Source organism: Mucilaginibacter polytrichastri, assembly GCF_001911425.1.
Lineage (GTDB): Bacteria > Bacteroidota > Bacteroidia > Sphingobacteriales > Sphingobacteriaceae > Mucilaginibacter > Mucilaginibacter polytrichastri.
On the sequence record NZ_MPPL01000001.1, the window covers coordinates 657,292 to 669,806 of the forward strand.

A 12,515-nucleotide genomic window follows, 5' to 3' on the forward strand; every position below is an offset into this window, starting at 1 on the left:
GAAACGTCATTGCGAGGAGGTACGACAAAGCAATCCCCGACCTACAGAGCGGCTCTGCATGCCGGGGATTGCTTCGTTCCTCGCAATGACGTTGTTAATTTAACTCAAAACTAATTTACACCGCTACATTATTCTCTCTCAATGCATCATTAAGGGAGGTTTTCTTATCGGTTGATTCTTTACGTTTCCCGATGATGAGGGCACATGGTACCTGGTACTCACCTGCAGGGAATTTTTTGGTATATGAACCAGGTATAACTACCGAACGTGACGGTACATAACCTTTATATTCAACTGGCTCTTCGCCGGTAACATCAATAATTTTGGTAGAGGCAGTTAATACTACGTTTGCACCCAATACTACTTCGTTCTCTAAACGGATGCCTTCAACAACGATAGCGCGTGAACCCAGGAAACAGTTGTCGCCGATGATAACCGGGGCAGCCTGAACAGGCTCTAACACACCACCAATGCCAACACCGCCGCTTAAGTGTACATGCTTACCAACTTGCGCGCACGAACCTACGGTAGCCCAGGTATCAACCATGGTGCCTTCGCCTACATAAGCACCAATGTTTACGTACGATGGCATCATGATTACGCCTGGGGCCAAATAAGCACCATAACGTGCAATACCATGAGGTACAATGCGCACACCGGTTTTTTTGTAGTCGGTTTTTAGTTTCATTTTATCATGGAACACAAACGGACCAACCTTAATCTCCTCCATTTTCATGATCGGGAAATACATCAGCACTGCTTTTTTAATCCATTCGTTAACATGCCAGCGGCCGGCTATACACTCGGCAACACGGGCTTCACCTTTGTCGAGGCGCTCAATAATGGTTTCAATGGCATTAATATATTCGTTTTCACTTAGCAGGGCACGATCTTCCCAGGCTTGTTCAATGAGTTCTTTTAAATCTAAATACATGATAAAAATTTTCGCAAAGTAAAGGTTTTTTGAGCAAAAACAGGGTCTAAAAAGCTATTTAACAGGTAACATTCCCTTTGGTGCATAGTTATATACAAAAAGTACAATTGCCACACAGATCACTAAAGAGATGATAAGCGGCTTCGTAATGCTTTTAGGGAAATAATCATCCTCGGGGAAATATTTGTTAAAAAAATATTCGGTTAGTATTGCAGCGCCGATACCATTAAAAATGATGGCAAAAGCGCTGGACTGTATGCCGATGTAGCTCATAACCACACTGCCAATGAGGGTATACAATACCGAAAATATCAGCACAAGGTTGGCCTCTCTTTTATAACCGGCTTCCCGTAAATTGGTCATCAGTAGTACGCCTCCAAATATGGTAGAGAAAAATATAGAGAAACCCCAGATTGCCCTTTTGGAGTAGATCTCAATATCGTAATTATCATCCTCTTGAGGATTTTCTATGTAGTCGTCGTTTTCTTGTAATTCCATTCTTGCAAATATAATTTAAAACAAACACTTGCTGCTGTCCAATTTATTTAGCCATTTTGCATTTTAGTTAAGTGATGTAATTTATGGCAGAAAAAGAGAAATTACGAATAGATAAATACTTGTGGGCCATCCGCCTTTTTAAAACCCGTACCCTGGCTTCAGACGCCTGCAAGGCAGGGCGTGTTAAATTGAACGGGCAAAATACAAAGCCATCGCACGAAGTGAAACTGGATGAACTGTATAGCGTATCTAAAGGCCCCGAGCGTAAAATAATACTGGTAACCGGCTTGTTAGAGAACCGCGTTGATGCCAAAACTGCCGTAAATTATTACGAAGACAAAACACCGGTTGAAGACCGCGAGGGCTTTCAGGCGATGTCGCAGGCACCGCAGTTGCGCCGCGATCGTGGCGCAGGCCGCCCAACCAAACGCGACCGCCGCGATATTGACGACCTGCAGCAGGACTTCTTTGAGAAAAATACCGAAGCCGGCAATAAAGAAGAAGAATAGGTCTGATTTATTTTAAATACTCTTTAGAGATCAGTTCGTAAAGCTCTTTGCTGTCTTTGGCCATATCCAGGTTTTGTTTCAGCAGCAGGCGCAGGTCGTCCTCGGGCAGCGATTCAGCAATATCGCACAAGGCTTTATAGCACGAAATCTCCAGGCTTTCAATGGCGTTTAAATAACACAGCATGGCAAGGTCGGCCTCCAGTTTGGTCATGCCGTCGGCTTTAATGGCCACATAGGCTTCTATGGTTAAAAATCGTACGCCAAAGCAGTGTTTTATAGCGTATTCTTCGCCAATAATACGGTAAATCTCTTCCATCCTCAACAGCTGGATCTTCATTTCATCTACACTCTCTAATATGGCGTTTTTAAGATCATTAAATGAAGCGCTTGCCGCCATAATGGGCAGGTTGGCAATAAGGTAAGACCTAACGCAGTAAATATTACTTAACTGCATTAAAAATACCTTTTTTAAAGAAGCTTCATCCAATTTTAAATGGCCGTTAAACAGCCGCATATTAGTTTTGATAGGGGACATGATGTTGTTGTGGTTGAAAAGCAGCAAATTACTTTGCGCGATAAAGGTAGTTAATCATCGGCAATTAATTAAAACAGGGCCTTTTATATTAATGCTGCCACGCTTTTGCAACTTTATTTCTACATTAGTGTATGTTATCATCTCCCATATTAAAAACAGCTTTTTTACGCAGCATACTCTTCCTGTTTTTAACTATCCCAGCCGTAGTTTACAGTAAGCCCAAGCCAGATCGTACCGCGCTGCGCATTGTACTCATAAGGCATGGCGAAAAACCCGCCCAGGGCGATAACCTATCGTGTGCCGGTTTTAACAGGGCAATAAAACTGCCTGCAGTACTAAAAAGTAAGTTTGGCATCCCCGATTATATTTATGTGCCCGCACCTTCAACAGGTAAGCGTACCACCAACTGCCGCATGCTGCAAACTATTATGCCTTTTGCCATTAAAAATAACCTGCCCATTAATACCGACTTTACCGTTGATGCCACCGACCTGCTGGCCAAAAAAATAAAGAAGCAAACCGGTACCGTATTGGTAGTTTGGGAACATAAGCAACTCGGAAATATTTTAATATCGCTTGGCCTTAAAGACCTCCCCGGCAAATGGAAAGAAGATGATTTTGATAGTATCTACGTAATCACCTATCCTAAAAATAAAGCAGTGCTAACTGTAGATCAGGAAGGAATTACGCCTGTGGGAGATTGTGGTTTTTAGTATATCTATTTCTTAGACACTATAAAAGTATCTCAGCAGGTATGGAAGGTAATGTATACCCAACTGCTACAACGCTGGATGAAAATTTTCTAGCATCGCCTCCAAATCTTCTTTCTTGCTCAATTTTGGCAGGTTTGTAAACCTTAATGTCAATTTTATTAACTCCTGATAGCTGACTTTTGCTGCAGAGGTGTGGTATTGCAATTGAAAAAAACCAATCTTATCAATTAAACGTTGATAGAGTAACGGTTATTCTTTAGCATTTGATACTCCGTCTGTTTTAATTCGCTATAGAGGCGTAATAATTTAATAAGGCAAACTTGAATGAAGTTTTTATCTCATCTACCAATTTACATTTACGCATCAATCGCAATAATTATCTATCTCATTATCCATGCCATGAAGGCGAAAAAACTGTCGAAAAAATTGAAGGGAAGTGGCCGGGTAACTGAAATTAAAAAATGGGAAAACCGTAAGGAGTTTTGTTACATAGGCATCTCCTTTTTATTGATCATGACCATTTTTGTTGAACTTATAGATTAATCCTTTGCCAGACCTCTACAGCTGGCAGGTCATTCACCCGTCGGCTTATTATCCCAATTCAAAACACTTTGTCCGGTATCGGACGTTTATTCAAATTAAATAAATCTTAAATATCTGATATTTAACTATTTAATATCGGCACAGCGCTTGCAAAGCTATAGGCAAACAAGCGATAAATGGATACCGAAATATCAGCCGAAATAACCTCAAAAAAACGAAAGAGAAATACGCTCATCATTGGCCTATGTGCCGGCATGCTGGTTGCCGCTGTGTGGGGCATAAGGGTGTTTTTAAAATCGTCACTAAACCGTAGCGAAATTACAGTAGCCAGCGTGGCTATTGGCGATGTAGAGAACACGCTTAATGCAGCAGGCGAGGTATTGCCCGAGTTTGAGGAAGTAATAACCAGCCCCATCAACGCTTCGATAAAAAGCGCAGTGCTGGATGCCGGTACCAAGGTTAAAACCGGGCAGTCTATCCTCATCCTCGACAAATCTGCCACCGAAAACGAATTTGCCAAACTCCGGTTTCAACTCGAAACCAAGCACAACGAGATCAAAAAACTCAAGCTCGATCTCAATAAAAGTTTTTTCGACATCCAGTCCAACAATGCCATTAAACAATTGCGCATTGCCAACCTGCAAGATGCGGTAGAAAATGCTAAACGCCTGTACAAAGCCGGTGGCGGCACCCGCGAAGGCATTGAGCAGGCCGAGCTTAACCTCAAGGTTGCCCAGCTGGAAAAAAAACAGCTCGAAAACGAGATTAAAAGCAAGCAGCAAACCATGCAGGTAGAGGTAAAGGAGGCAGAAATTGCCGCCGCCATTCAGCAAAACGACCTCGACGAACTGGAACGCAAGCTGAAACTGGCCAATGTTGTGGCCACCCGCAATGGGGTGATTACTTATGTGAATAAGAATATCGGCGCAACTATAAGGGAGGGCGAAATACTGGCCCGCATTGCCGACCTGGGCAGCTTTAAGGTGGCGGGCACCATCTCAGATAATTACCTCGACCAGTTACATGCCGGTATGCCGGCCATTGTGCGCTTTAATGATAACCAGTTGCGGGGGCATATTGTAAATGTATACCCATCGGTGCAAAACGGTATTGTAAGTTATGATGTACAGTTGGACGAGCGTAACAACAAGCAGCTGCGCCCCAACATGAAGGTGGATGTATACCTGGTTACGGCCGCACACAGCAAGGTAATGCGTATAGCCAACGGGCAGGCCTTTAAAGGTGTTGGCGCGCAGGATGTATTTGTGGTAAACGGCGATAAGGCCGAAAGACGCACCGTGCACCTGGGCCTCAGCAATTTTGATTATGTGGAGATTAAAGATGGTGTAAAGCCCGGCGAAGTACTTATCAGCTCGGATATGAGTGAGTATAAAAATGCAAAAGAATTCAGTATTAAAAACTAATAAGCCGTACAAAAATGAAAACTTTATACTACATCTTGTTTTTTGTATTCGGCATTACCGATGTTGTTAACGCCGCCACGCCTGATACCCTGCGCCTTACCCTGGGGCAAGTGGTTGAGCTGGCCCGCAAAAATTCTATTGCCGCTAAACAGGCCATCTCGGTAAAAGAAACCAAATACTGGCAGTGGCGTACCTACAAATCAAACTACCAGCCGCAGCTTTCGTTAAGCGGTACGCTGCCGGGTTACAGTAAAACCTACCAGCAGGTATTGCAGCCTAATGGTACCATTTTATTTCAGCCGATACATAATGATAACTCGAGCCTGCAGCTGGATTTTAGCCAAACCATTACCGCTACCGGGGGCACCATTTACGGTACAACCAACCTGCAGCGTTTTGATGATTTCGACCGTAACAATGTGCTGTACAATGGTGTGCCTTATGCTGTGGGGTTTAGCCAGCCGCTGTTCCAGTTCAATAGCCTTAAATGGGATAAAAGGATAGAGCCTTTGAAATACAACGAAAGCAAACAGGCTTTTATCGAATCGCAGGAGCAGATTGCGGTAACGGTGGAAGGGTACTTTTTTGATCTGTTGCTTTCGCAGGTTAATTTGCACGTGGCAGAGCTCAATCTAAAAAATACCCAACAGATCCTCAAAGTAGCCAACGTAAAGTTTGAGTTGGGCAAGCTATCTAAAAACGAAATTTTGCAACTGCAGCTCGAACTGCTGAACGCACAGAAGGCCGTTGGCATAGCTAAGCGCAACATTCAGATAGCCACCCTTACATTGCGCAGCTACATGGGTTTTGATGGCGAAAGCAGTATTGCATTGGTGGTGCCCGAAGAGATCAGCAAAATGGAGGTGAATACAGAAAAGGTTTTGGCCGAAGCCTTTGCCAACCGGTCAGACGCGATTGCTTTTATAAGGCGCATTGCCGAGGCCCAGCGGGATGTAGCCAAAGCCAAAGGGCAAACCGGGCTAACGGCAACTTTAACGGCCAACCTGGGCTTCTCTAACAGCGCATCCAACATACCTGATGTATATAAATCGCCGCAAAACCAGCAATTGCTGCAATTGCAGTTTGCCATCCCGGTGCTGGATTGGGGCCGCAGCAAATCTAAAACCAAAACGGCTGAGGCTAACGAGCAGTTTACCGTGTATGCCGTGGAGCAGGATAAGCAAACTTTCAGGCAGCAGATCATTACCCAGGTTACGCTGTTTAATATGCTGAAAGAGCAGATTGCCTCTAACGCACAGGCCGACAGCATTGCCGGCGAAAAGTACCAGATAGCCCGCGAGCGCTACGTACTGGGCGATTTAAGCATTACCGACCTGAGCATTGCCTTCCAGGAGAACGACCAGGCCAAGCGGGATTTTATTAATGCCCTGCGCGATTTCTGGGGAGCTTATTACCAGCTGCGCTACCTCTCGCTTTACGATTTTGAAAAGAAACAAAAAATAACTTATTAAAAAGCATTATAATCAACCAATCATGATCAGTTTACAAAACATTGAAAAGGTTTACCGCACCACCAATATCGAAACCCTGGCGCTTAACAACATTAATCTGGATATTGCCAAAGGCGAGTTCTTATCTATCATGGGCCCGTCGGGCTGTGGTAAAAGTACGCTGCTGAATATTATGGGTTTGCTGGATGCACCATCAAAAGGCCAAATTAAAATAGCAGACCAAACCACCGGCAACCTTAGCGATAAGCAACTGGCCAAATTCCGCAACCAAAAGTTGGGGTTCATTTTTCAAAGCTATCACCTCATTAATGATCTGCAGGTGCTAGACAATGTGGAACTGCCTTTGCTATACCGCGATACTACGGCCAAAGAGCGCCGGCAACTGGCCAGCGAGGCCTTAGAAAAAGTAGGGTTGAGCAACCGGATGAAGCATTTCCCAACGCAATTATCAGGCGGGCAAAGGCAGCGTGTAGCTATTGCAAGGGCTATTGTAGGCCGCCCCGAAATTATACTGGCCGATGAGCCTACCGGTAACCTGGACAGTGCCATGGGTAACGAGATTATGGACATCCTCATCAACCTCAATAAAAACGACGGTACCACTATTATAATGGTTACACACGATGAGCATATGGCGCAAAAAACTCACCGTTTAGTTCGCCTGTTTGATGGTTCGCAAGTTTTATAAATCAGCCTAAACCAATATAGCCATGTTAAAAAACTATTTTAAAATAGCCATAGCGGTGTTAAGGCGCCGCAAGTTCTTTACGTTTATCAGCCTGTTCGGTATCAGCTTTACGCTCACCATTTTAATGGTGGCCACGGCGTTTATTGATAAGATAGCAAATGACGACTATCCGGATAAAAAGCGCGACCGCTCCTTATATGTTGCCCACATAGAGTTACGCGGCAAGGATGCGATGAACTCCACCAGTCCGTCATACTACTTTCTTAAGCATTTTGTGGGGAGCCTTAAAACACCGGTTAAAATGGCTATCTCGTCTCAATTCAGGAGCACTAATACTTATGTTAACAACCGTAAAATTGTTATTAATTATAAATATACCGATGCCAGTTACTGGGATGTAACGGAGTACAAGTTTCTGGAAGGCAAGGCAATTACCAGCCAGCAGGTGGCCAATGCAGAGCATGTAACCGTGATATCTGAGGATATGAAGAATGAATACTTTGGGGGTGATGCCGGGCCTGTGGTAGGCAAATATATTGAGGCTGATAATGTTAAATACCGTGTTTGCGGCGTAGTGAAAAATATACCGATAACCGCTTATTTTTTTTATGCCGACATATACCTGCCTTACACCGTTGCCAAAAATGATTTTAATAAAGATAAAGGGTACATGGGCGATTTTAACGCCATTTTGTTAGCGGCTAACAAGGAGGACGTGCCTAAAATGCAGCAGGAATTTGATGCAATGGTACCCAAAATACCCATGCCCAATAAATTGTTTAACACACTGTATACCCATGCAGATACCTACATTGTTGGCTTTGTGCGCACCGGTAACGAAACCAAATCTGGCGTAATGTATGTGCTAATTGCGCTGGTGATATTTGCTTTGTTTGTAATGTTGTTGCCCACACTAAACCTGGTTAATATTAATGTTACCCGTATTATGGAGCGTTCGTCAGAGATTGGGGTGCGTAAAGCTTTTGGGGCATCGTCTCAAACACTGGTTTATCAATTTATTGCAGAGAACCTTATTCTTACCTTTCTGGGCGGCATTATAGGCGTAGTGTTATCGGTAATTGCTATGTATTTTATAAACAATGCCAAATTAATTGCCAACCTCGATCTTACCCTGAATTTTACCGTCCTGCTTTTTGCTATGCTAATCTGCATTTTCTTTGGTTTGCTTTCCGGGGTTTACCCGGCCTGGCGCATGTCTAAACTTAATGTAGTAACCGCTTTAAAAGCCTAATCAACTAATCATTCCTTAAAATTAAGATATTATGTTTAAGCATTTATTTAAGCTAATCTGGAATAAAAAGAAGCAAAACTCTTTACTCATTGTAGAGATACTGCTATCATTTATGGTGCTGTTTGCTGTTTTTGCCTTTGGTATAAACTCATACCGTAACTATGTAAAGCCCATCGGGATAAACTATGAGCATGTATGGGTAATTAATTACAATAACTCACTAAAAACCCAGAATTCTGATTCGCTCACCCTGTTTTATGAGGGCTTGTTGCGCAACATTAAGGCCATGCCGCAGGTAATAGATGCCGGTTATTCCAGTTCCAATGTTCCGTTTTCTACTTCACATACGAATAATACTATTAGCGCAAACGGGAAAGAGGTACCGTCGGTAAACCAATTCTCGGGCGATATTAATTATATAAATGTATTGGGCGCAAAGATGCAGGCAGGCCGCTGGTACAATAAAGAAGACTTTGCATCCAAACAAAACATTACCGTAATTAACAATGCACTTAAAGAAAAAATATTTGGGAATACTGATGCCGTAGGTAAGTACCTTAACTATGGCGATGACAAAACCCACAGCAAAACCAAAATTATTGGTGTGCTTAACGATATTAAATTTAACGGCGATTACCAAAGGGCAGAAGTTAGTATGTATAACCGCCTGGATACGGGGGCTTATCACTGGCTTACCAGCATCCTGGTAAAGGTTGACCCTAAAGCCGACGCCGCATTTGAAAGCCGGCTTTATAAATTAATGGCTAACGCACTCAAAAATTCAAATATCGAACTGGAGCATTTGCCTAATAAACTGGTGGCTTACAACAAATTTACACTGGTACCGCTAATCGTTATGTCTATTGTGGCTGCCTTTCTCATTATCAATGTAGCCCTGGGCATATTTGGTGTGCTGTGGTACAATATCAACAAACGCCGGGGCGAAATTGGCCTGCGCCGTGCAATAGGTGCATCAGGCAATTCCGTATCATCACAATTGGTTGCTGAAGCTTTGATCGTGGCTACTTTTTCGCTCATTATCGGGGCGTTTTTTGCGGTACAGTTTCCGCTGTTGAATGTATTTGACCTGCCGGCCAGCGTTTATCTGCTGGCACTGGCTTTGGCAATTTTGTTCATTTACATATTGGTATTAATCTGCTCGCTTTATCCCGGCAAACAGGCGGCTGCAATTTACCCGGCAGTTGCGTTACATGAAGAATAATTACGACCTTAACACCTCAATATGATACTAATTATTGATGATGATATTGCCGTGCGTACCTCCCTCGTTTTGTTATTAACAAACGAGGGTTACGACGTTAAAGGAGCCGCTGCCCCGGCCGAGGCTTTATCTATTATTAAAAAAAACAAACCGCAACTCATTGTCCTCGATCTTAACTTTTCCATAGCCACCACAGGCGAAGAAGGCATTGCGCTATTGGGTAAAATAAAGAGACTGGATGCCACCGTGCCTGTAATTCTCATTACAGGGTGGGGTAGCATAGAACTGGCCGTACAGGGCATGAAAATGGGCGCTAATGACTTTATTAACAAGCCCTGGAGTAACGAACACTTGCTGCAAGCTGTTAAAACATTTTTAGACCTGGGCGCAAACAAAAACCAGCAGCGCACCCGCAAGCAGTTGGACAGCCAGTATAACTTTGAGCAGATTATAGGGCAGGACCCGCAAATGCTGGATATACTGGAAACCATTGGCCGCGTGGCCTCCACCGATGCCTCGATACTGGTAATGGGCGAAAGCGGCACCGGTAAGGAATTGATTGCCGAGGCTATTCACCAGAATAGTGGCCGGCGTAACAAGCCCTTTGTGAAGGTAAATTTGGGCGGTATTTCAACCTCGTTGTTCGAGAGCGAAATGTTTGGGCACATCCGCGGCGCATTTACCGATGCCCGGTTTGACAGGATGGGCCGCTTCGAAATGTCGAACAAGGGCACTATATTTTTAGATGAAATAGGCGACCTCGATGCAGGCAGCCAGGTGAAGTTGCTGCGCGTATTGCAAGACCGTACATACGAAGTGTTGGGCAGCAGCCGCACCAAAACCGTTGATGTGCGGGTGGTATGCGCCACCAATAAAAACCTCAATGATATGGTGGCCAAAGCCAGTTTTAGGGAAGATTTGCTGTACCGTATAAACCTCATCACCATTTACCTGCCGGCCCTGCGCGAGCGGCCGGGCGATATCCCTTTGCTGGCTAATTACTTTATCGGCAACCTTAAAACTATTTATAACCGGCTCGAATTGTCCATTACCCCGGCTGCTTTAAAATGGTTGCAGCAATTGCCTTTACCGGGCAACATACGCCAGTTAAAAAACCTGGTAGAGCGTGCCGTGCTGGTAAGTAAAAAAGATAAGCTGGATATCGATGATATCCGTGCGCAACTGGATACTTCGCCGGTTAAAAAAGATAGTAGGCAGTTGCCGGGCGTGGGGTCAATTACGTTGGAAGAGATGGAAATGGAGATGATAAAAAAAGCGATGGACTACCACAAAAACCGGGTAACTAAAGCTGCACAATCATTGGGCCTTACCCGCAGTTCGTTATACCGCAGGCTGGATAAATACCAAATACCTTATGATGAAACTGAGGACTAAATACATCCTGTTCGTATTCATTCTGCACCTGGTAACGCTGGTGCTTACCTATTTTATTTTTGAGGCCAATAAGGCGTTGTTTCTGGTGGCAGAGGTGTTTGTTATTATCTCTATCCTTATTTCCTGGAATTTGTACCGGCAGCTTATCCAGCCCATGAAATCATTGATGGTGGGTTTGGAGGCTATTAAAGACCGAGACTTTAACATCAAGTTTTCGCCAACTGGTAAATACGAGGTAGACCAGCTGATTGGCGTGTACAACCAGATGATAGACCAGCTGCGTACCGAGCGTACCTTGCAGGAGCAGCAGCACTTTTTTCTGGAGAAGCTGATCCACACCTCGCCAACAGGCATCATTGTTTTAGACCACGACGACCAGGTGCAACAGATTAACCCGAAAGCGCTCCAAATTTTGGGTGTGGGAGATAAGCAGGTACTTAACCAACCAGTGGGTAATGTATCGAACGAATTATTGCAACAGGTTACCAATCTCAAATCGGGCGAAACCAAGGTGCTCAAGTATGGCGGAGCATCAACTTACAAAATACAGAAATCGCATTTTGTAGACAGGGGCTTTCCGCGCCATTTTATTATGATAGAAGAGCTTACCGCCGAAATTTTGGCGGCCGAGAAAAATGTATATGGCAAGGTGATCCGCATGATGGCACATGAGGTTAACAATACCATTGGGCCGGTAAACTCCATTATCCAATCGACCTTAAAAACAGAGAACCTGTGGACCAGTAAAGATGAGTTGTTGAAAGAAGCCCTGCAGGTTGCGCTGGACCGTAACCAAAACCTCAACCTGTTTATGCGCAACTTTGCAGACCTGGTTAAACTGCCTGCGCCCAATAAAAAACAAGTGGAAGTATTGCCCCTCATTAAATCTATTGTAAGGCTGATGGCAAACAAGGCAGCAGAAAGCAGGGTGGAACTGGTTATTGAACCTGTAGAGGCACCGCTTTACATACCGGCAGACGAGCAACAAATGGAACAGGCATTGATTAACGTGGTTAAAAATGCCATTGAAGCCATTGACGGCCATACCGGTATCGTAACACTTAAAATTAATGCCCTTAACAAGCAATTGATAATTACCGATACAGGCACCGGCATTACCGCCACACAAAGTGAACAGTTGTTTACGCCATTTTACAGTACCAAAAAAGACGGGCAGGGCATAGGCCTTACCCTGGTAAGAGAAATACTAATGAACCATGGATTTAGGTTTTCGTTAAAAACGGTAGCGCAAAGCCAAACCGAGTTCCGGATTAGTTTTTAGATAGATCGGGGTTTGTCGAGAAGTTCCCTCTCCCCACGGGAGGGGTTT

At 44.1% G+C, this 12,515-nt stretch carries 13 protein-coding genes; 10 read left to right on the forward strand and 3 right to left on the reverse strand.

Features of this window, described 5'->3' with window-relative positions:
* Positions 1-115: 115 nt before the first annotated feature.
* Both RG47T_RS02980 and RG47T_RS02985 read right to left on the reverse strand, forming a co-directional pair.
* Positions 116-934: a 2,3,4,5-tetrahydropyridine-2,6-dicarboxylate N-succinyltransferase gene (locus tag RG47T_RS02980; protein ID WP_074488011.1), complete on the reverse strand. Its 819-nt coding sequence runs from the start codon at positions 932-934 to the stop codon at positions 116-118.
* Positions 935-988: 54 nt separating this feature from the next.
* The gene (locus RG47T_RS02985) at positions 989-1,432 is read right to left on the reverse strand and encodes a hypothetical protein (RefSeq protein ID WP_074488012.1); all 444 of its coding nucleotides are present in this window, start codon (positions 1,430-1,432) and stop codon (positions 989-991) included.
* 83 nt (positions 1,433-1,515) lie between these two features.
* Between RG47T_RS02985 and RG47T_RS02990 the strand changes: the two genes are divergently transcribed.
* Entirely contained in the window at positions 1,516-1,941 is a 426-nt protein-coding gene (locus RG47T_RS02990; RefSeq protein WP_074488014.1) for an RNA-binding S4 domain-containing protein, read from the forward strand.
* A gap of 7 nt (positions 1,942-1,948) precedes the next feature.
* Here RG47T_RS02990 and RG47T_RS02995 read toward each other — a convergent pair whose 3' ends face one another.
* Positions 1,949-2,476 carry a DUF892 family protein gene (locus RG47T_RS02995; protein WP_074488016.1) on the reverse strand — a complete coding sequence of 176 codons (528 nt, stop codon included), beginning with the start codon at positions 2,474-2,476 and terminating at the stop codon, positions 1,949-1,951.
* A 131-nt stretch (positions 2,477-2,607) separates the two neighbouring features.
* Between RG47T_RS02995 and RG47T_RS03000 the strand changes: the two genes are divergently transcribed.
* From RG47T_RS03000 to RG47T_RS03040, 9 genes are all read left to right on the forward strand, one after another.
* Positions 2,608-3,189, forward strand: a complete 582-nt coding sequence (locus RG47T_RS03000) for a histidine phosphatase family protein (RefSeq protein ID WP_074488018.1) — start codon at positions 2,608-2,610, stop codon at positions 3,187-3,189.
* A 399-nt stretch (positions 3,190-3,588) separates the two neighbouring features.
* Positions 3,589-3,732 (forward strand): hypothetical protein, encoded by a 144-nt coding sequence (locus RG47T_RS25920; RefSeq protein WP_171972464.1) that lies wholly within the window; start codon positions 3,589-3,591, stop codon positions 3,730-3,732.
* 176 nt (positions 3,733-3,908) lie between these two features.
* A complete protein-coding gene (locus tag RG47T_RS03010; protein ID WP_074488021.1) occupies positions 3,909-5,156 on the forward strand; it encodes an efflux RND transporter periplasmic adaptor subunit in 1,248 nt (415 codons plus the stop codon).
* A 14-nt stretch (positions 5,157-5,170) separates the two neighbouring features.
* Positions 5,171-6,628, forward strand: a complete 1,458-nt coding sequence (locus RG47T_RS03015) for a TolC family protein (RefSeq protein WP_074488023.1) — start codon at positions 5,171-5,173, stop codon at positions 6,626-6,628.
* Between the two features lie 22 nt (positions 6,629-6,650).
* Positions 6,651-7,316, forward strand: coding sequence for an ABC transporter ATP-binding protein (locus tag RG47T_RS03020; protein WP_074488025.1), 666 nt, complete (start codon positions 6,651-6,653; stop codon positions 7,314-7,316).
* Positions 7,317-7,338: 22 nt separating this feature from the next.
* Complete coding sequence (locus RG47T_RS03025; protein WP_074488026.1) at positions 7,339-8,568, forward strand: ABC transporter permease; 1,230 nt, start codon at positions 7,339-7,341, stop codon at positions 8,566-8,568.
* A 31-nt stretch (positions 8,569-8,599) separates the two neighbouring features.
* The gene (locus tag RG47T_RS03030; RefSeq protein ID WP_074488028.1) at positions 8,600-9,790 is read left to right on the forward strand and encodes an ABC transporter permease; all 1,191 of its coding nucleotides are present in this window, start codon (positions 8,600-8,602) and stop codon (positions 9,788-9,790) included.
* A 21-nt stretch (positions 9,791-9,811) separates the two neighbouring features.
* Entirely contained in the window at positions 9,812-11,185 is a 1,374-nt protein-coding gene (locus RG47T_RS03035) for a sigma-54-dependent transcriptional regulator (RefSeq protein ID WP_074488030.1), read from the forward strand.
* Positions 11,166-12,467 carry a sensor histidine kinase gene (locus tag RG47T_RS03040; RefSeq protein ID WP_245770773.1) on the forward strand — a complete coding sequence of 434 codons (1,302 nt, stop codon included), beginning with the start codon at positions 11,166-11,168 and terminating at the stop codon, positions 12,465-12,467. The genes RG47T_RS03035 and RG47T_RS03040 overlap by 20 nt, the downstream gene beginning before the upstream one ends.
* Positions 12,468-12,515 lie beyond the last annotated feature (48 nt).